General features: G+C 51.7%; 19 protein-coding genes. All 19 read left to right on the top strand.

The window, feature by feature from the left end:
* On the top strand, positions 1 to 423 hold a 423-nt coding region (locus CHK_RS00495; protein ID WP_152651635.1), incomplete at its 5' end, for a M24 family metallopeptidase.
* Positions 424 to 449: 26 nt separating this feature from the next.
* Positions 450 to 1,232 (top strand): SDR family NAD(P)-dependent oxidoreductase, encoded by a 783-nt coding sequence (locus tag CHK_RS00490; protein WP_046441927.1) that lies wholly within the window; start codon positions 450 to 452, stop codon positions 1,230 to 1,232.
* A 516-nt stretch (positions 1,233 to 1,748) separates the two neighbouring features.
* On the top strand, positions 1,749 to 2,531 hold the full coding sequence (locus tag CHK_RS00485) for an SDR family NAD(P)-dependent oxidoreductase (protein ID WP_046441926.1): 783 nt from the start codon (positions 1,749 to 1,751) through the stop codon (positions 2,529 to 2,531).
* 268 nt (positions 2,532 to 2,799) lie between these two features.
* Positions 2,800 to 3,885, top strand: a complete 1,086-nt coding sequence (locus CHK_RS00480) for an autoinducer 2 ABC transporter substrate-binding protein (RefSeq protein ID WP_046441924.1) — start codon at positions 2,800 to 2,802, stop codon at positions 3,883 to 3,885.
* Positions 3,886 to 3,971: 86 nt separating this feature from the next.
* Positions 3,972 to 5,483 (top strand): sugar ABC transporter ATP-binding protein, encoded by a 1,512-nt coding sequence (locus CHK_RS00475; RefSeq protein WP_046441923.1) that lies wholly within the window; start codon positions 3,972 to 3,974, stop codon positions 5,481 to 5,483.
* 18 nt (positions 5,484 to 5,501) lie between these two features.
* Positions 5,502 to 6,521, top strand: coding sequence for an ABC transporter permease (locus tag CHK_RS00470; RefSeq protein ID WP_046441922.1), 1,020 nt, complete (start codon positions 5,502 to 5,504; stop codon positions 6,519 to 6,521).
* Between the two features lie 12 nt (positions 6,522 to 6,533).
* Positions 6,534 to 7,532, top strand: coding sequence for an ABC transporter permease (locus tag CHK_RS00465; protein WP_046441920.1), 999 nt, complete (start codon positions 6,534 to 6,536; stop codon positions 7,530 to 7,532).
* A gap of 167 nt (positions 7,533 to 7,699) precedes the next feature.
* On the top strand, positions 7,700 to 8,758 hold the full coding sequence (locus CHK_RS00460; protein ID WP_046441918.1) for a LacI family DNA-binding transcriptional regulator: 1,059 nt from the start codon (positions 7,700 to 7,702) through the stop codon (positions 8,756 to 8,758).
* A gap of 133 nt (positions 8,759 to 8,891) precedes the next feature.
* Complete coding sequence (locus tag CHK_RS00455; RefSeq protein ID WP_160295556.1) at positions 8,892 to 9,917, top strand: ABC transporter permease; 1,026 nt, start codon at positions 8,892 to 8,894, stop codon at positions 9,915 to 9,917.
* 18 nt (positions 9,918 to 9,935) lie between these two features.
* Positions 9,936 to 11,426, top strand: a complete 1,491-nt coding sequence (locus CHK_RS00450) for a sugar ABC transporter ATP-binding protein (RefSeq protein ID WP_046441915.1) — start codon at positions 9,936 to 9,938, stop codon at positions 11,424 to 11,426.
* Between the two features lie 57 nt (positions 11,427 to 11,483).
* A complete protein-coding gene (locus tag CHK_RS15405; protein WP_052740075.1) occupies positions 11,484 to 12,536 on the top strand; it encodes a substrate-binding domain-containing protein in 1,053 nt (350 codons plus the stop codon).
* Positions 12,537 to 12,605: 69 nt separating this feature from the next.
* The gene (locus CHK_RS00440; protein ID WP_046441913.1) at positions 12,606 to 14,000 is read left to right on the top strand and encodes an L-arabinose isomerase family protein; all 1,395 of its coding nucleotides are present in this window, start codon (positions 12,606 to 12,608) and stop codon (positions 13,998 to 14,000) included.
* Between the two features lie 24 nt (positions 14,001 to 14,024).
* Complete coding sequence (locus CHK_RS00435) at positions 14,025 to 14,528, top strand: secondary thiamine-phosphate synthase enzyme YjbQ (RefSeq protein WP_046441911.1); 504 nt, start codon at positions 14,025 to 14,027, stop codon at positions 14,526 to 14,528.
* 3 nt (positions 14,529 to 14,531) lie between these two features.
* Complete coding sequence (locus tag CHK_RS00430) at positions 14,532 to 15,236, top strand: triose-phosphate isomerase (RefSeq protein WP_046441910.1); 705 nt, start codon at positions 14,532 to 14,534, stop codon at positions 15,234 to 15,236.
* On the top strand, positions 15,233 to 15,730 hold the full coding sequence (locus tag CHK_RS00425) for a secondary thiamine-phosphate synthase enzyme YjbQ (protein WP_046441909.1): 498 nt from the start codon (positions 15,233 to 15,235) through the stop codon (positions 15,728 to 15,730). Before CHK_RS00430 ends, CHK_RS00425 begins: the two co-directional genes overlap by 4 nt.
* Before the next feature lie 41 nt (positions 15,731 to 15,771).
* Positions 15,772 to 17,220, top strand: coding sequence for a xylulokinase (locus CHK_RS00420; RefSeq protein ID WP_046441907.1), 1,449 nt, complete (start codon positions 15,772 to 15,774; stop codon positions 17,218 to 17,220).
* A gap of 11 nt (positions 17,221 to 17,231) precedes the next feature.
* Entirely contained in the window at positions 17,232 to 18,257 is a 1,026-nt protein-coding gene (locus tag CHK_RS00415; protein WP_046441905.1) for an amidohydrolase family protein, read from the top strand.
* Positions 18,258 to 18,272: 15 nt separating this feature from the next.
* Positions 18,273 to 19,307, top strand: coding sequence for a DUF4432 family protein (locus tag CHK_RS00410; RefSeq protein WP_046441903.1), 1,035 nt, complete (start codon positions 18,273 to 18,275; stop codon positions 19,305 to 19,307).
* 10 nt (positions 19,308 to 19,317) lie between these two features.
* Positions 19,318 to 19,720: SIS domain-containing protein (locus CHK_RS16270; RefSeq protein ID WP_046441932.1), on the top strand; the 403-nt coding region annotated here is incomplete at its 3' end.

The following is a 19,720-nucleotide window of genomic DNA, read 5'->3' as shown; positions in this document are numbered from 1 at the left end:
TGCTATTACCGGACGTTCTGCTGCGGTTATCCGACGGAGAAGCAGAAGAGGATATACAAGAAGACATACGACTGGATGTACGATGCGATCCGTGCGATCAAACCGGGAGTGACGACGGACGAGATTTGTAAGCTGTGGCCGACGTACAGGGAGCTTGGAGCAAAGGACGAGTACGAGACGATGGCGCTGGAGCTGGGGCACGGAGTAGGGATTGCGCACTGGTCAAAGCCGGTGATCGGGCACCAGTGCTCGATGGAATATCCGGAGGTAATCGAGGAGAACATGCACTTTGCAGTGGAGACATATTATGGAGAAGACGGGGAAGCAGCGCGCCTCGAGGAGCAGATCGTGGTGACAAAGGATGGATGCCGTGTGATCACGAAGTTCCCGTGCGAGGAGCCTGTCGCCTGCTGGAAGTATTGAGCGCGGCATGAAAAGGAGAGAGCGAAATGGATTTATTGAAAGGTAAAATAGCGCTCGTGACCGGCGGCGGACAGGGCATCGGACGGGGCATTGCCGTAGAATTTGCGCGTGAGGGCGCGAACGTAGTGGTTGCAGACCTCAATGAAGACAACGCAAAGGATGCCTGCGGGGAGCTGAAGCGCGATTTTGACGTAAAGACGCTTGCCGTAAAAGCGGATGTTTCAAAGGATGAAGACATTGAAACAATGCTGGAAAGGACAGTCGAAGCGTTTGGCAGGCTCGATATACTGGTAAACGCCGCGGGAATCGATATCCCGATGCCTATTTTGGAAATGCCGGTGGATATATGGGATAAAACGATGGACATCAATGTACGCAGTATTTTCCTGGCGACAAAAGGCGCGGTGGAGATCATGCGGAAGCAGGGGGGCGGCGTGATTATCAACCTTGGCTCGTGCTGTTCCAAAACAGGTGAAAAGGACAACAGCGCGTACTGCGCCTCCAAGGGAGCGGTAAAGCTCTTCACGGATTGCTGCTCCAAGGAATTTGCGCAATATGGAATACGTGTGAACGCAATGTGTCCGGCGACCATCGATACGCCGATGATCGAAAATTCTCTTCGGACGCGTGCGGCTGTGGAGGGGAAGGATCCCAAAGCTTTCGAGCAGGAGCTTCTTGATAAAATTCCGCTTGGAAGGCGGGGCAAAGTGACTGAAACAGGCCGCTTGGCTGTGTTTTTAGCCTCGGAGGAATCCTCCTTCATGACAGGACAGGCAATCAACATTACGGGTGGATACGAGGTGCACTGAGCTGGCTTAATCAATGCAATGCAGGGCAGGCCGAAGCAGGTAAAATACGGCCTGCCCTTTGCTGTGTAAAAAGAGAAGAATGATATTTTGGCATTCGAAGATGAAAAAGATTTGCTCCGGGCGATAGTGCTGTGAAATAAATTTCACGATAATCAAAAAAACAAAACGGTCACTGGAAATAAATTTCGGTATTTGAATTTTTGTGCAAAAGCGGTTGACTTTACTCCTGTTATGCTTTATTTTGAGAGGGAAGAACAAAACAACCTTTTCTGTTTCGATTCGTTAAAAGTGAATATGTGTGTGTTGCCGGTTTGCTTGCCGGGAATTTTCTGCGAATGAAAAAGTTTACCTTTTCGTTCAGCTTGTTTTTTGTGGAATGAACGCCAATTCTGGCGTTTTTTTATGCCTTTTTGTTCGCCCGGAAAGGTAAACTTTTTACATCTGTATTTATCATTTCAAATCATGCGCCCTGCCCATACATAGCGGCAGGAGCGGCATGGAGAACAGGAGGAAAAAATGTTACTGGAAAACAAAGTAGTAGTGGTGACCGGCTCCACAAAAGGGATCGGCAAGGGGATTGCGCTAAAAGTGGCGGAAGAGGGCGGAATCCCTGTGATCAGCGGGTTTGAAGACGAGCTGTTAAACGACGTCCTGCCCGGGGAATTTTCAAAACTGGGATATCCGGACCTGCTGTACGTGAAGTGCGATGTGACGAAAGCAGACGAGGTAGAGAACCTGATGAAACAGGCGTATGACAAATACGGCAGGATCGACGCGCTCGCCGCGAATGCAGGGATAACGGATATGTGCCATTTTGAAGAGATGACGCCCGAGCGCTGGGACAGGATGATCGGCATTAACCTGCGGGGCGTATTCCTTGCAGACCGTGCGGTATATCCCTATCTCAAAAAGAACGGCGGCGGGAAGATTGTCAACACCGGCTCAGACTGTGCGCTTGAGGGCTGGGAATACCTGAGCTCTTATTCCGCGGCAAAATTTGGCGTGAGGGGACTTACGCAGTCGCTCGCAAAGGAACTTGGACGGGAAAATATCACGGTCAACTGTGTGTGCCCGGGCATCATAGAAACTGATATCTGGGTGCAGACGGATGAGATGCTGGGACAGATATCCGGGAAGAAAAAGGGCGAGGAATGGGATGCTGCCGTCGCCAAAATACCGCTTGGGCGCGGTGGCAGGCCAGAGGACATCGGTAACGGCGTCGTACTGCTGCTTTCCAAATATGCGGATTACATCACGGGTTGCTCGCTCGCGGTTGGCGGGGGAAGCTCAATTCACTAGCAGGTAACGATTTTATGTGATATTGCGCACGTTACTACAAAGCCTGTTACAAGCATTGCCTTTGGGGACGCGGCGTACAAAGCCTGGAACCCATATATGGCACGCGGCGCTGCTTCCGGGCGCAGAACGAACAGAGGCAACGAGTTACGCCCGAATATCCCGTAATGGGCTTTATCTGCACTTGGGACGGCACATATAATTTCTACTGTTTCCTTAAAATTAAAACTCCAGGAAACGTGAAAAAACCAATGATAAAAGGAGAGGACAAATGAAAAAAATAACGGTAACTCTGATCGCGGTTATGATCGTGGTCGCAATGGTACTCACTGGCTGCGCAGGCAGCGGCACAACGGCAACCCAGGAAACTGCCGGAACGGACGCGTCTTCAGATGCGGGCGCACAGGAAACCGCTTCGCAGGCGGCTTCGGGCGGCGGGGACGAGCAATTCGAAATCGTACTGATTGCCAAGACGGAGGGGATTGCCTGGTTTGACGACATGAGGAAGGGCGTAGAGGAGTTTGGAAAGGACCATCCGAATGTAACGGTTTCACAGATTGCGCCGGAGGGCGGTGATCCTGCAAAGCAGGCTGCGATGATGGAAGACTGCATTGCGCGTGGCGTGGACGCGATCTGCGTCGTGCCAAATGATCCGGAGTCGCTGATACCGGCGATTGAAAAAGCAAAGGAGAACGGCATTATCGTGATCTCCCACGAGGCGCAGGCGCTGGACGGCGTGGTCGACTGGGATATGGAAGCCTTTAACAACGACGACTTTGGCGCGCTCTATGGGGAAAACCTTGCAAAAGCAATGGGCGGAAAGGGTAAATACGCCGGTACGGTTGGCGCGCTTACCATGCAAACACACAACCAGTGGTACAATGCAGCGGTGGAATACATCAAAGAAAACTATCCGGATATGGAGCTCGTTTCCGAACAGCCTTACGAGGACCAGGTGGACGCGACGGTGGCGTATAACGTGGCGCAGGAGCTTTTAAAAGCGCATCCGGATCTCGGGGGATATCTTGGCATGACGGTGGAGGCCGGGATATCGATGGCGAAGCTGCTCGAAGAAACCAACAATACAAATGTGAAGATTTCCTGTCTGGCGATGCCGTCGGCAAGCGGGGACTATATCAAAGACGGCTGGATTACGTCCGGCCAGTGCTGGAGGCCTGCGGACGCAGGGTATGTAGCGCTCAACATCGCCTACAAAATGCTTAACGGTGAGGAAATCAAAGACGGTATCGATCTTGAAAAGGATGGCTACGAGGACTGTAAAATCGAGGGCGGGATCCTGTATGGAAATGCGCCGCTGGTATTTACGGCAGATAACATTGACCAGTATTCCTTCTAACTTGTCTTAGTGGTGAGGGGCCGGGAATGGGATACCCCGGCCTTATCCCACACAATACACATCTTATGCTTTGGGAGGTATCAGAAATGAGCTCAGAAATTCTGGCTGCGAACCATATTTGCAAATCCTTTGGCGGCGTGCATGCGCTGCGGGATGTAAGCCTTTCGGTTTCGCCAGCGGAAATCCATTGCCTTGTCGGGGAAAACGGCTCCGGGAAATCCACTCTTGTCAAGGTGATTTCAGGCGTACATGCGCCGGACAGCGGAGAAATCATACTCAATGGAAACAAATACTCAAAAATGTCTGTCAGGGGATCGATCCGCGAAGGAGTGCAGGTGATCTACCAGGATCTTTCATTATTTGCACACATGAACGTTGCGGAAAATATTGCAACCAATAAACTGATCAGCCAAAACAGGAGGCTGGTGAGTTGGAACGATATCTATCAAATCGCAGAGGAGCAGCTTGCCCGTATCAATGTATCGATGGACCTGAAATCCTCTGTGGAAAAATTATCTATATCCAATATGCAGCTTGTCGCAATTTGCAGGGCGCTGAGCCTTGACGCAAAAATTCTTTTTATGGATGAGCCGACAACGGCGCTGACCAAAAAAGAGGTGGATAAGCTGCTTTCCATTGTAATGGATTTAAAGAAAAACGGGATGTCGGTTGTGTTTATCAGCCATAAGCTGGACGAGGTTATGGAGGTGGCTGATAACGTAACGATTTTCAGGGATGGAAACAAGGTGGGCGACTTTTCCGGGCGGGAGCTTAACGAAAAGAAGCTCAGTTATTATATGACGGGAAGGAACATCGAGTATTCGCGTTATCAAAGGAGTACAAAGGACGACGGGCCGGTGCTCGAGATAAAAGAACTCACACGCAAACCCAACTACGAAAAGATAAGCCTTACAGTCAGAAAAGGCGATATTGTAGGCATTACCGGGCTTTTGGGCTCGGGCAGGACAGAGCTTGCGCTCACGCTCTTTGGGCTGAACCCGCAGGACAGCGGAACGATGCTGCTGAACGGAAAAGAGTACAGGCCGGCTTCGCCCACGCAGGCCGTGGAAGCAGGTGTTTCCATGCTGCCTGAGGATCGGCAGACGCAGGGCGCATATCTTGAGAAAAGCATCAGTGATAATATCTGCGCCGCCGTCCTGAAAAAGATTTCAGGCAGGATGGGGATATTGCAGCGGGAAAAACAGGAAAAGATCGCGCAGGACGCGCTTACAAGGCTCAATGTAAAGGCAAGCGGCATCCATGCAAACGTGGGAGAGCTTTCAGGCGGAAACCAGCAAAAGGTGGTGCTTGGCAAATGGATCGAGACGCAGCCGCAGGTGCTGATCCTCGACTCGCCAACGGTTGGCGTGGATATCGGCTCTAAATCTGAAATTTATGAATATATCCAGCTGCTTGCAAAACAGGGGCTTGCGCTGATTCTCATTTCAGATGAAATTCCGGAGCTGCTTGCAAACTGCAACAGGCTGCTTGTGCTGCGTGAAGGAAAAATTGCAGGGGAACTGTCCAGCAGCGACCTTGAATCAAAAGAAGCTTCGGAAACAATCAGGGGTTATATGTCGGAGGGGAAAAATGCGTGAAATGGGGAGGCGTTATAGATGAATACTGTCAAATCCTGGTTCGGTAAAACACAGTTTTATATTCTGGTTATTATTATTTGTTATTGCGTTGTCGTTGCGTGTACCAATCCTGCGTTTGCAACCGTGCAGAATGCGTTTGACATCGTGCGTTCCTCCGCTGTGATGATGATACTCGCCATGGGCGTGCTGATCGTGCTGATTTCAGGGGGAATCGACGTGTCGTTTGCGATTGTCGCTGTTTTCTCTGCGTATGCTTCAATCATGATGATACGCAGCACGGGTGCGGATCATATCGTGGTGGCATTTTTGGTCGCAATCGGCGTGGGCGCGCTTCTCGGCTTGTTTAACGCCGTAGTAATCCACTTTTTCCGGTTGCCGACCTTTATTACGACGCTTGGCACGCAGAGCATGTTTATTGGATTGATGGCGGTCATGCTTGGCACGGAGGTGATCAATACCCCGCAAATGCCCTCCTGCTTTGTGGCGTTTGGCAAAGCGCAGCTCGTGACGGCGCAGCTGGAGAACGGGCAGCAATACGGGCTTTCCGTTTTTATCATTCCGGTTGTGATCATTGTTTTCCTTACATGGTTTATCCTGCAGCGGACAACGATAGGCAGGAGTATTGTCGCGGTGGGAAACTCGCAGGAAGCTGCAAAGCGTGCAGGCTACAGCCTGCTGAAAACACATCTGTTTATTTATATACTGGTCGGCGTATTTGCCGCGGTGGCAGGCGTGATCTATGTTTCAGAGGTAGCGTGGGCGTCTCCGCTGACAAACAACCTTGTGGGAGGAACGGAGCTGCTTACGATTGCGGCTGTCGTAATTGGAGGCGCGAAGCTTTCCGGCGGCGAAGGCTCGGTATTTGGAGCGGTTCTGGGAGTACTGCTGATACGGCTTTTCAATACGACGCTGATTTTCCTGGGGCTTACGACCTCGTGGAATCAGCTGTTTACCGGAATCGTACTGCTTGGGTGTATTATCGTTACATCGCTGCACACGCGCCGCACACGCAAGAAGCTGCTGCTTTTTGATGAATGAGGAGGGGAAGAAATGACTGGTAAAAAATCGTTAAAAGGTTTTGTGGCAAAGGATATCAACCTTACCATCCTGATCGTTGCAATCGCCGGGATTACCATTGTGCTGTCAGCAATCCTTGGCAATAAATTTTTATCGCCGATGAACTTTCAGTCTATGGCGTACCAGATACCGGAATTCGGATTCATCGCCCTTGCCATGATGATTTGCATGCTTACGGGAGGGATCGACCTTTCAGTCGTCTCTGTAGCGACTATGTCGAGCGTGCTTGCGGCAATAATAATGACAGGGATTACGGAAAACGGGGGAGACGCGGGTTACGCGATCGGTATGGCTGTATTGGCCGCCCTTGGCGTTTCCCTGCTGTGCGGGCTATTTAACGGCATATTGATTGCAAAGTGCTCGGTTCTTCCGATCCTTGCAACGCTTTCCACAATGATCCTGTATACGGGAATCGCAATGGCAATTACGGATGGCGCGGGGATTACAGGCTTTCCAAAGGAATTCATAAAATTTGGAAGCGCAAAGGTATTCGATATCCCTGTCATCTTTATCCTGTTTCTTGCGGCGGCGGTGCTCATAGCGTTGATGCTGAGGCGTACGAAGCTGGGCAGAAGCCTTTACCTGTATGGAGAAAACAGTACAGTATCGCTTTTTTCAGGAATCAGGAACGAAAGGCTGGTCGTGATTACTTATACGCTATCCGGCCTGCTGTGCGGTATCGCGTCCATCATCATGATGTCGCGGGTAAATTCAGCCCGGGTGGGTTACGGAGACACGTATCAGCTGCAGGCGATCCTTGTGTGCGCGCTTGGCGGCGTCAGCCCGGACGGCGGTAAGGGAAAGGTGATAGGCGTTGTGATCGCTATCCTCGTCTTGCAGATTTTACAAAGCGGGTTTACGCTGCTCAATTTTGCGCCGTTTGTCAAAAGCCTTATCTGGGGAAGCGTACTGATCGTGATTATGATCACCAATTACCTGATCGAAACAAAAAAGGCGGCAGCCACGGCATAAGCCATGGCTGATGAAAGTAAGGGAGGCCGTGCCGATGTGGTGCGGCTTTTTTTGTGGAAAATAAATATTTTTCACAAAAACCTATTGACATAAAGCGTATGAAATGATAAGTTAGATACAAAGTTACCCACGAGTGCAAATTAAATAATTGGATTTGGGATATACCTATGGAAGAGATAAGAAAACCAGCCGCCACGCTTAAGGACGTTGCAATGCGTTCGGGCTATGCGTTGAGAACTGTAAAAAAGGTTATGAACGGCGACGACAGCGTCAGGGATAAAACCCGCGAGGCTGTGCTGGCTGCGGCAAGGGAACTCAATTATAAAAAAAACCGGCTGGCAAGCGCGCTGGTACGGCAGAAGAGCGTAAAAATCGCAATCGTTTATTCCAAGGTATCCAAGGCTTATTTTCCGGAGGTACAGGAAGGTTTCCGCAACTTTGCGGAAGAATACCAGGATTTTGGGCTTTCCATTGAATTTTTTGAAATACTCGAAAAGGGATGGCGGCACCAGTGCAGCGTTCTTGCAGGGCTGTGCGAAAGGGAGGACATCGACGGCGTTATTATGCAGCCAACCAGCACTACAAAGCTTAATGATATGATACGCGAGCTGACCAGCCACGGTAAGCCGGTGATCACCTTTGGAGCAGACGCTCCGGCGAGCGAGCGCATCTGCTATGTTGGCCCGGACGCTTACAGGGCGGGCCGCATTGGGGGGCAGCTGCTTGCAAATTATATTGGAAAAAAGGGCAATGTATGCGTGGTGATGCAGACAATCGAGCATATGCAGACGATTTACCGTAAGCATGGCTTTACCGATTACCTGCAGGAGCACTGCCCGAAGATCAATATATCTGAGCTTACGATACCGGACGATTCCGACGTATACAGCGAGATGGTAAGCCAGCTTCTGGAAGGGAACCCGGACCTTAACGGGATATTCTGTACAGATGCGAACACCTACCTGGTGGGGGAGCTGATACGCAAGGCGGGAAGACAGGATATCAAACTCGTGGGCTTTGATTTATCGTATGAGGCCATAGAGCTTATGCGCCAGGAATATGTCGACGTGATCATCGACCAGAAACCAAAGCTGTTTTCTTATGTGGCACTGGAAACGATGTTCAAATATGTTTATAACAACGAGCAACCGGAAAAGAAGATCATTTACACAGATTTATCAATTCTCACAAGCGAATGCTTTAGTCTGACAGGGATACGTTTATAATTGGATAACCTGAAAACAACGCTGATTAAAAATTACCAAAAAATGCACTCGAGTGCAAAATAAGTTTCTGCAGGCAGTACAGACTCAGGCTGCCTAAATTATAAGAAAGGGGAATATGGCACAGGGGATCAGTATGCCATATAAAAAAGGAATCATGAGCAGGCAAGGAGCAGAAAACACATTACAAATTAAAAAAAGTGGATTTAAAAAATGTATGGAGGCAAGGGAATTTACACTGGCTATCCTGTTGCTGGTGATCATCGTATTGCTCTCTGTTACAACAAGGGATTTTGCCAACCCGGCTAACGTCAGGGTGCTGCTTCTGGGTATGTCGTCGGATCTTATTATCGCCGTACCGATGGGAATATCTCTCATTGCGGGGAATATCGACTTTTCTGTCGGCTCCACGATGGGCCTTGCAAGCGTGCTTGGCGGTATGATCATAAACGCGACGGGAAATGCGTTGGTCGGTATCGTTGCGGCGCTCCTCATTGGCGCGGTGCTTGGCATTATCAATGCGGTCATGATCTGCCATCTCCACGTTACGCCGCTTGTGGCGACGCTGGGCACATGGATGGCCTATAAAGGGCTGCAGAAGGTAATCGCTGCAAATGCCATTGCAAACTTTCCAACGGACTTTTTCACGCTTGGGCGCACGGAGCTTAACCTTTTTGGCGTGAGTATACCAATCAGCATTATCTATATGCTCGCGGTGTTCGTCGTAGGGATATTCGTGCTGAAGAAGGTCAACTTCTTCCATAACGCTTACTTTATAGGAAGCAACAAGGATTCCGCGCGGCTGGCGGGCATCAACATTACGAAATTCACTTATATCTCCTATATGATTACAGGCATCCTTGCGGCGTTTGCCGGAATGGTACTCGTTTCAAGGCTGGGTACAGCCAGCCAGACGATCGGCTCGGGCCTTGAGTTCCGCATTGTAGTAGCGCTTCTTGTGGGCGGGCTTTCGATGGACGGCGGCGAAGGATCGATGATTGGCATTGGAATGGGCGTCCTGCTGATGCAGATTATAAGCAACGCGCTGGTACTGACAGGGATTAATCCAAACTATTCGGAGGTCATCATCGGCGCGATCCTGGTACTGTCGGTAGGAATCGACCAGATCAATAAGAGGCGGCGCGCAAAAGCGCGCGCATAACGGCGGGCGGTGAAAACTATGGCAAATGCAATCGAACTTGTAGATGTAAAAAAAGGATTTGCGGGCGTGCAGGCCCTGAAGGGCGTGAGCTTTGCGATCAAAAAAGGAAGCGTACACGCAATCATCGGCGAGAACGGCGCAGGAAAATCCACGCTGATGAAGATACTTTCCGGCGCGCAATGCGCGGATTCCGGGGAGATATTCGTGGATGGTAAAAAGGCGAACATCGCAAACCCAATCGTAGCGACAGAGCTTGGCATTGGCATCGTGTACCAGGAACTGAGTAACTTCATGCACCTTGACGTGGCAAGCAACGTGCTCTCACACGGGCTTCCACAAAGGCACGGCATGATCAAATACGATGAAATGTACAAAAAAGCGCGGGAAATACTCGACAATATAGGCCTTTCACACATCAGCGAAAAGGACACGATGAGCAACCTGAGCCTTGGCGCGCAGCAGATGTGCGAAATCGCAGGGATTATTTCCAAAAACGCGGATATCGTGATACTCGACGAACCGACCTCGGCGCTTACGGAGACAGAGACAAAGAAGCTTTTTGAGATCATTGCGGATATCAAATCCCGCGGGGTAACGGTAATTTATATTTCGCATAAGCTGGACGAGATACTGTACCTTGCAGACGAGATCACCGTACTAAAGGACGGGGAGCACGTAATTACCTTTGAAAAAACGCCGCAGACCACCAAGGAAGAGCTGGTGCGGTACATGGTTGGCCGCGACGTGGAATACGACTATAAGGTCGGGACGAGCGAGATCGGCGAGGTCGTGCTGCGTACGGACAAGCTCAACCGCGGTAAAATGGTGCGGGATATCGACCTTGAGCTGCGGCGTGGGGAGATACTTGGCATCGCAGGGCTGGAGGGCTCGGGCAGGACGGAGCTATTGGAAACGCTGTTTGGGTGTTACCGGGCAGAGAGCGGGGAAGTAGAGATCGAAGGCAAAAAGCGCACGGTCAAAAACCCAATGGAAGCCAAGAAATATAAAATGGCGTATATCACCAAAGAACGCAAAATACTGGGCTTGTTTCTGGGCCTGAGCGTGAACAGCAACATCGCGGCGGCGAGCACAGAACAGTTCAGCAGGCATGGAATGGTGCAATATCAGGACATCAGGGAAAACACGGAAAAGTATGTTGACGCGATGTCCATCAAGATCAGCGACGCCAATCAAAACGTGATGGACCTTTCGGGCGGGAACCAGCAAAAGGTACTGCTCGCCATGTGGATGACCACGAACCCGGACATCATCATGATTGACGAACCAACCCGTGGCGTGGACGTGGGCGCGAAGGCGGAAATCCATGCTCTGCTCCGTAAAATGGCGGTGGACGGCAAGGCGATCATACTGGTGTCGTCGGAAATGTCGGAGCTCATCGCATCGTGCGACAAGATCGTATGTATGTTCGAAGGAAAAATAACGGGCATACTCGATAATAGAGAAGCCAGCGAAGAAACGATCATGAAGCTGGTGTCAGGACTTTCTTAGAAAAACGCAAAAAGAACCGTTTTTCCAGGAACCAAAAAATTAAGGGAGGGAACTATTATGAAATTGAAAAAAACCATGAGCATCATCGCAATCTGCCTCATCATGGCAACCCTGTTTATGACCGGCTGCGCCAATGGCGGAGCGGCTGCGTCCAGTGAGGGCGACAGCGGACAGACGGCTACGGCTGCGGGTGCGGCAAGCGGTGAGGGCGAGGAATACGCCGTGATCATGAGCCTCAACCAGCTTGAGTTCTTTGATGCGCTTAAAGGCGGCGTAAACGACGCGTGTGCAGAAATGGGAGCAACGTGGTATTTCGCAGGGCCGCAGGAGGCGCAGCCGGATAAGACGGCAGAGGCGATTGACCAGGCGGTTGCGAAAGGCGTTACTGGCATCATACTGCACGGACAGTTTGAAGAAACAGGCCCGTCGGTAGACGCGGCGATTGCGGCAGGCGTGCCGGTGATCATCGTCAACTCCGACGTAACCTCGGACAGGCTTTCCTTTATCGGCTGCGAGCCGTACAACAACGGCTATAACATGGGTAAGGAGCTTGCGGAGCGCGTTGGTGGAAAAGGGACTGTGATTGTTGCAAACTCGCTTTCACTCGGGCAGAAGTCCGCGGAAGACAACCAGGACGGCTGCCTTGCAGCGCTGGCTGAATATCCGGATATCAAGGTGGTTGAGGTAGACGACAAGGCGGATTCCACGATTGCGCCGACGGCAATCGGTACGGCTCTGCAGGCGAATCCTGATGCGGTGGGTATCGTTGGCGTAGACGCTGTATCCGGCGTGGGCGCGGCAACGGCAGTACGCGAAGCCGGGCTTGGCGGCAAGGTGACGATCGTATGCAGAGACAGGGACGCTGCGACGCTTGAGCTGATCAAAAACGGCGAAATTGCGGCTTCCTTTGCACAGAACTCTTATGTAGAGGGATATATCGCAACAAAATGGCTGCACGATTATGTGAACGGCAACTTTAAGGTCGTAGAGGATTACCTCGGCGCGGGCATCAACCCCATCCCGCCGAATGTTGACTCCGGCTCGATTATCATTACGAAGGACAATGTAGAACAGTTTGAGAAAAAATACGAATACCAGACGACAGCTTAACACAAAATTTGTATGAGATGGCGCGGGCATACGTATAACAGCAACGTATGCCCGCAATGAGGAAACGTTATGAGGAATACCAGAATAGGACTGCTGCCGCTTTATGTGGAGCTATATGACCGTACGATGCCACAGCTGCGTCCACAGATTGACGAATTCCACAAAAAAGTGGTCGGAGCGCTTGAAGGCGCGCAGCTCACCGTACATACGAGTAATGTATGCAGGACGAAAAAGGAATTTAACGACGCGATACAGGCGTTTACAAAGAAAGATGTTGACGCAATCGTTACGCTGCATCTGGCCTATTCGCCGTCGCTTGAGTCGGAGGGCGCGCTCAAAAACGCGCAATGTCCGATTTTGATACTGGATACAACGCCGAGCTATTGCTTTGACCAGTCGACGGATGAAGCACAGATTATGCTCAACCACGGCATACACGGCGTACAGGACATGTGCAACCTTTTAAAACGCAATGATAAGATATACTCGGTTTTTGCCGGGCATATCGAGCATTCGGACGTTATTGACCGCATCAAAAAAGCCGCGGATATGGCAAAGGCCGCGAAGATATTCCAAACGGCAAAGGTGGGTATTATTGGAGAGCCGTTTGAAGGAATGGGCGATTTTCAGGTACGGGACCGGGAGATGCGCGATTGTTTGGGGATCGAAGCCGTGCGATACGACTGGGAAAAGGGCGCGGAGCGCATAGGGCAGGTATCGCAGGAAGAAATCAACGCGGAATTTGAACAGGATAAAAATGTTTTTGAGATAGATAAAACGCTTGCAAGGGACGTTTACGACAGATCGGCAAGAACAGGCCTGGGCGTGAGAAAATGGGTGCGCGACGAAGGTCTGTCGGCGTTTACGATCAACTTCCTTGCCACAGCGGGTTCAAGGCCGGGATTACCGGTCATGCCGTTTGTGGAATGCTGTAAGGCAATGGCTGCCGGCATTGGTTATGCCGGGGAGGGCGATGTGATTACGGCAGGGCTGGTCGGCGCGCTTTTGAGTACAAACCCCAACGTGACCTTTTCAGAGATGTTTTGCCCGGACTGGAAGAATGGCAGCGTATTTATGAGCCATATGGGCGAATTCAATTACAACGTCGCATCCGGGAAACCGTTTTTGACGGAAAAGGAATTTGAATTTACGGATGCACAAAACCCTACGGTGGCTTACAGCACCATGAAAGGCGGAGAGGCTGTGCTTGTGAACCTTGCGCCTCTCAGAAACGGGAGGTTCCTGCTTTTGGTCAAAAAGGGAGAAATGACACGAATTGACGGGGAAAACAAGCTGGGCGAATCCGTAAACGGCTGGTTTCGGCCGGAAGGAGGGCTCGGACGGTTTTTGGAAGAGTACAGCAAAAACGGCGGAACGCACCATAATGTGATCGTATATGGAGAAACGCCGGAGGCTCTTGGGTATTTTGCGGAATACTGCGGGTTGGAAACAATCATACTATAAAAGAAAAATCAAAGGAGAACCATAATGAAAACTTATCGCGAAAAAATTGAAGTTCAGTCGGACGGCCTGAATCCTACCTTCCACGACGTGACAGAGCAGGTGAAAAAGGCGCTTGCGGCTTCGGGCATCAGGAACGGTACCTGCGTGGTGTATTCGCATCACACGACCTGCTCTGTGATGACGCAGGAATGCTCGCACGACAAAACCTATTTTGGACATGAATACCTTCAGCAGGACCTGTGCAACATCATGGAAAAGCTGATCCCCACCTGCCGCTATGAGGGACAGTATATGCACCCCGGCCCCAAGCACATCGAATTTGCCATGGGCCTTGGTACGGAAGAGGGCGAGTGGACGAGCCTCAACACGGAGGCGCACCTGCGGTCTGTCTTCTTTGGACGTTCGGAGACGATTGTGGTGTGCGACGGCGAGCTGGATTTGGGAGAATTCGGTTACATTTACTTTATTGACTGGGATCAGGTGCGCGCACGCAAAAGAGTAGTGGACATCCAGATTACAGGGGAATAAGGAATGAAGGCAAAGATCAGGACGCCCTTTTTTGAAGTGGGCGTAAAGAATTATATTTACGGCGAGGATGTGTTCCGGCTTGCGAAGGCGGCGGACGAGGCTGGGAAAAAGTATGATATCGACGTGCTGTTCACCGCGCCGTATGTGGATATTCGCAGGATTGCAGAAAATACGGATTTGATCGTAATTGCGCCGTATATGGACACGCTGCGCCCGGGACGGGGCGCGGCGGAGGTGATGCCGGAGGCGGTTGCCGCCGCGGGCGCGCGGGGCGTGGTGATGAACCACTGCGAACGGCCGATGTCCCTTTCGCAGGTGCGCGAAACGATTGAACGGGCGAACGAGCTTGACCTTTTGTCATTCGCGTGCGCGGATTCGATTGCGGAGACAAAAGCGATCGCGCTGCTGCACCCGGACATCATCAATCCGGAGCCGACAGAGCTGATCGGCACCGGTACGGCGAGCGACCTTTCGTATGTGCAGGCTTCCATCGAGGCGGTGAAAGGGATTTATCCTGATATCCTTGTGGAGCAGGCGGCGGGCATCACATCGGCAGAGCAGGTGTATCGCAATATTTACGTAGGCGCAGAGGGCGTAGGCTCAGCGTCAGGCATCGTAAACGCGAAAGATCCGCTGAAAATGGTGGACGACATGATTCGCAATGTGCGTATGGCATGGGAGGACAGGCAAAAGGGAGGAAAGCAATGAAGGTTTTCAGGGAAGCATTTGAGGTAGCGTCCGACGAAAAGGGCGTAAAATTCCATGAGGTAACAAGACAGGTGCGCGATATTCTGAAGCGTTCGCAGATCAAAAACGGTCTTTGCGTCGTATATTCGCACCACACGACCTGCTCTGTAATGACGCAGGAATGTTCGTTTGACGTTGCATATACGGGACTTGAATATTTGCAGCAGGATTTGTGCGATGTATTTGAAAATATAATTCCCACCTGTCGTAAGGAGGGGCAGTATATGCACCCGGGCCCCAGGCTCACCGAATTTGCGGCAGAGCACGGGGAATCGAAGCCGGAGACGCTCAATACCGACGGGCACCTGCGCTCGGTGTTTTTGGGCAGGAGCGAAACTATTGTGCTTATCGACGGTGAAATGGACATGGGCGATTATGGGTTCATTTATTTTGTGGATATGGATCAGACGCGCGGACGCAGACGGACGGTGCAGGTACAGGTTATCGGGGAATAAAGGATACGCCGGGTAAGGCCGGGCAAGCAAGGAGGGAGATCATGCCTGTCATTGGAATTGACGTCGGGACGACAGGGACAAAGGCCATCGCGGTATCTGAAGACGGGACGGTTCTTGCAAAGGGATACAGCGGTTATGCGCTTCTTGGAGAAGGGCGGCAGATTGAGCAGGATGCGGACGAATGGATCCGGGCAAGCGTCTTTGCCGTGAAGGAATGCGTAAAGGCCATGCGCGGCGCGCCGGTGGAAGCGATTTCCCTTTCCACGCAGGGCGGCAGTACGGTTGCCGTGGATGGCAGGCTCCGTCCGCTCGGCATGTCGTGGACGTGGATGGACGGACGTGCGCAGGAAGAGGCGCGGCAATTAGGGAACGCGCCGGGAGAAGAGTATTTCTACAAGACGACAGGATGGAAGCTGAGCCCCGCGTTTGACGCGGCAAAAATTCCACGTATGAAAAAAGAAGGGCAGACGGGCCGGAAGTACCTGACGACGCTCGAATATATGAATTATTTTCTCACCGGCAGGGATGCGGTTGATCCGACCAACGCCGCGATGCGCCAGCTTTTCAGTATACGGGACAACGATTGGGATGATACGATCCTACAGGCTGCGGGCATAAAAAGAAATGAGCTGCCGGAAATACTTCCGACAGGGGCGTTGCTTGGCGGGCTGCGCAAAGAAGCGGCAGAAAAAATGGGGCTTTTTGAGGGCACGCCCGTTTATAACGGCGGACACGACCAGTACTGCGCTTCGATTGGAGCAGGCGCAACCAGCGCGGGAGATATGCTTCTTTCCACCGGAACCACATGGGTAGTGATGGGCATAGCGCAAAAGCCGCTTTTTACGGATACGTATATTGCGCCGGGCATACATCCCATAAGGGGCCTGTATGGATCGATTGCGTCGCTGGCATGCTCGGGCGCGTCCCTGCAATGGTACAAAAACCAGTTTCTGAACGAGGATTGGGAGGAGCTCAACCGGGGCGTGGAGCAGCGCATCGCGCAGGAAAACGATGTGTTTTTCTACCCGTACCTTGCCGGGGCAAATTACCCGGTATGGCAGCCCGCAGCCAAAGGGACTTTTACCGGTTTTGACCTTTCGAGCGATAAATTCGATTTTGCACGGGCGATTATGGAAGGCGTAGCGTTTGGACTGAAACGGGCGCTTGCGGATTTTGAAAAAAACGGCTGCCCGGTGCGCAGCCTGAAGATCATGGGCGGCGCGGCCAAAAGCGGAATATGGAAGCATATCATTGCCGCGGTGGCGGGCGTGCCGATCGAGCAGATGCGCGAAACGGATACCTGCGCGTTGGGCGCGGCGATGATCGCCGCGGTAGGCGCGGGCATTTGCCCGGATTATGCAAAAGCGGCGCAGGCAATGGTGCATACGGATCGTGTGGAACCGGCCTGTGCAAAGGAAACCGCATATTATGAAGGAAAATATAGCAGGTACATGGAAATGTGGAGCTGCATCGAACGCTTTTATCAGTAGAGGAGGGCGGCATGAAATACGCATACTTTGAAAAGAGCGGGCTAGACAAAACGTTTTATGAGGAAAAGATTCTTCCGCGCCTGCCGCGGGAGGTATATGACGTGCATACGCACGTAAACCTCGAGCAGCATGTAAAAGATGTTCCCAAAGAACGGATTATGGACGACTGGGCGTTCCAGTGCGGCTATGTGATGAGCGCGCAGGACGCGCGGTACTATTTTGATACGATGTTCCCGGGAATTGATTATAAAATCAACGCTTTTCCCTTCCCAATCAGGGAGGCGGATATCGAAGCGTCAAACGAATATATCGCACAGTGTATCAGAGAGGGGACTATCCGTTCCGGCTTTTTGTGTATCAAGCCGGAGTACGGAGTGGATTATCTGGAAAAAATGCTGACGGAAAATGGGTATTCCGGCGTAAAGCCCTATCCGGACATGGTGTCCGGCAAAAAGGGCGCGGAGGTAGGAATTTTTGATTTTATGCCACGCGAGCAATTTGCATTGGCAGAGAAACTAGGCAAGGTCGTGATGATGCACCTTCCGCGCGCGGGACGTATGCCGGATGACCGCAATATCGCAGAGCTCAAAGAGATACGCAGGGAATTTCCGAACCTTAAGCTGTGTATTGCGCATTTCGGACGTTGCTTTACGCCATACCATTTCAGTCAGGCAATCGAAAAAATGGGCGAGGATATCCATTGGCTGTATTTTGATACGGCAGCGGTGCTGAATCCCGCGGTTTACGAGCTTGCGCTGAAAAAGTTATCCCCTGAACGTATCCTGTTCGGGACGGACGAGCCGATTTTCCTGTGGCATGGAAAACGGACATGGACCAAAACCGCCTACCAAAACCTTGCACGAGAGGATTTTGCGTGGAACACGCATACCGAGGGCACGGAGGCAGAGGCGGGATATACGTTTTACGTATACGAACAGGTGAACAACATACTGGATACCATCGATAAATTGGGGCTTGGCGCGCAGACAGCCGGACAAATATTCGGCGGGAACGCGAAAAAGCTGCTCGGCGAATGAAACGGGAGAGAAAAGGTGTTTGAACAGGAGTCGCGTACGCGCAATTATGGGTGCCGGATACGGCGTTACACACAAAACGGCGTTGAAATGATATCGCTCGAAAACAACAGGATTAAGCTGGTGATCGCGTCCGGGAAGGGCGCTGATATTGTAGAAATACTGCATAAGGAAAAGGACGTCGACTGTATGTGGCATTCCTTCAACGAGCTGCGGCCTATGGGTTACCCAAGCAGCAAAGCGGCAGCGGGAGGAAGCTTTATCGATACCTACGCGGGAGGGTGGCAGGAGCTTTTCCCAACCTATGGAGCGCCTGCGGATTATTATGGAGCCGAAATTGGAGTTCATGGCGAAGCGTGTATTTACCCCTGGGAATGCAGGATCATAGAGGACAGCGCGGAAAAAATCAGCGTTGCCTGCACGGCAAGGATGATACGCTCGCCGTTTTTTCTGGAAAAGGTTTTTACGATGGAACTCGATTCCTATGGGTTCTCGATCAGCCAAAGCGTTACCAATACCGGCTTACTGCCACTTGAATTTATGTGGGGGCACCATCCGGCGTTCGGATTCCCGTTTATTGAGAAAGGCGTTACGATAGAGCTTGCGGGAAGGCCTGATGTGAGTGTGTTGCCGGAAACAATCGGTGAAAACTGCCCGTTTGACGGAGCGGTAAGCGGGAAATGGCCCATGCTGCCCGGCAGGGACGGGAAACCGGTGGATGTAAGCGTGGCTGCCGCGATGTCCGACAAGGTTTATTTCGAATGCGTGGCGAGCGGGCTCGAGGACGGGGAATACAGGATTTTTAATCCGGTAAAGGATATCGGCGTCCGTATGGAGTGGGATAAAGAAGTCTTTCCCTATCTGTGGATATGGGGGATGTACGGCGGGCACCAGAGCGCACCGTGGTTTGGCAGGGCATATACCCTTGCCGTGGAGCTGTGGTCCAGCCTGCCCGGAGATTTCAAGGCCGCGCGGGAAGCTGGACACACGCTAAAGGTCGGCGCAGGGGAATGCAGGGAGACACAGGTGCGGTTTTCTTATTACAGCAAATAGAGGTGCAAAAATGAAACAGGAATCACAGGAATACGCGGTAAAATCGGTGGAGATCGAGACAAAAGAAGTAAACCGCGTGATAGAAATTGTAAGAACGGCGGAGTTTGGGCAGGCGGTGGATATCCTCAGCAAGGCAGATAAAATCGTAACGTCGGGCAGCGGCGGCACGGGAGTTGCAGCGAAGAAGTTCGCGCATTCGCTTTCGTGTATCGAGCGCAACGGCGTGTTCCTCTCGCCCGCGGAAGGGATGCACGGCGGAATGGGAGTGGTGCAGGAGGGAGACGCAATGGTAGTGGTCTCCAAGGGAGGCAAAACGGCGGAGCTGCTGCCGCTGATCGACGTATGCAAAAAGAAGGGGGCAAAGCTCATTGGAGTGACGCAAAACCCGGATTCGCCGCTTGCAAAGCAGGCGG

Origin of the sequence: Christensenella hongkongensis (assembly GCF_000981035.1) — a bacterium.
Taxonomy (GTDB): domain Bacteria; phylum Bacillota; class Clostridia; order Christensenellales; family Christensenellaceae; genus Christensenella; species Christensenella hongkongensis.
Note: the sequence above shows the minus strand (reverse complement) of the source record. Positions and strands in the feature narration are given on the sequence as shown.

Coding starts and splice junctions, on each gene's coding strand:
- CHK_RS00490 (WP_046441927.1), top strand. CDS start 450: ATGGATTTATTGAAAGGTAAAATAGCGCTCGTGACCGGCGGCGGACAG.
- CHK_RS00485 (WP_046441926.1), top strand. CDS start 1,749: ATGTTACTGGAAAACAAAGTAGTAGTGGTGACCGGCTCCACAAAAGGG.
- CHK_RS00480 (WP_046441924.1), top strand. CDS start 2,800: ATGAAAAAAATAACGGTAACTCTGATCGCGGTTATGATCGTGGTCGCA.
- CHK_RS00475 (WP_046441923.1), top strand. CDS start 3,972: ATGAGCTCAGAAATTCTGGCTGCGAACCATATTTGCAAATCCTTTGGC.
- CHK_RS00470 (WP_046441922.1), top strand. CDS start 5,502: ATGAATACTGTCAAATCCTGGTTCGGTAAAACACAGTTTTATATTCTG.
- CHK_RS00465 (WP_046441920.1), top strand. CDS start 6,534: ATGACTGGTAAAAAATCGTTAAAAGGTTTTGTGGCAAAGGATATCAAC.
- CHK_RS00460 (WP_046441918.1), top strand. CDS start 7,700: ATGGAAGAGATAAGAAAACCAGCCGCCACGCTTAAGGACGTTGCAATG.
- CHK_RS00455 (WP_160295556.1), top strand. CDS start 8,892: ATGCCATATAAAAAAGGAATCATGAGCAGGCAAGGAGCAGAAAACACA.
- CHK_RS00450 (WP_046441915.1), top strand. CDS start 9,936: ATGGCAAATGCAATCGAACTTGTAGATGTAAAAAAAGGATTTGCGGGC.
- CHK_RS15405 (WP_052740075.1), top strand. CDS start 11,484: ATGAAATTGAAAAAAACCATGAGCATCATCGCAATCTGCCTCATCATG.
- CHK_RS00440 (WP_046441913.1), top strand. CDS start 12,606: ATGAGGAATACCAGAATAGGACTGCTGCCGCTTTATGTGGAGCTATAT.
- CHK_RS00435 (WP_046441911.1), top strand. CDS start 14,025: ATGAAAACTTATCGCGAAAAAATTGAAGTTCAGTCGGACGGCCTGAAT.
- CHK_RS00430 (WP_046441910.1), top strand. CDS start 14,532: ATGAAGGCAAAGATCAGGACGCCCTTTTTTGAAGTGGGCGTAAAGAAT.
- CHK_RS00425 (WP_046441909.1), top strand. CDS start 15,233: ATGAAGGTTTTCAGGGAAGCATTTGAGGTAGCGTCCGACGAAAAGGGC.
- CHK_RS00420 (WP_046441907.1), top strand. CDS start 15,772: ATGCCTGTCATTGGAATTGACGTCGGGACGACAGGGACAAAGGCCATC.
- CHK_RS00415 (WP_046441905.1), top strand. CDS start 17,232: ATGAAATACGCATACTTTGAAAAGAGCGGGCTAGACAAAACGTTTTAT.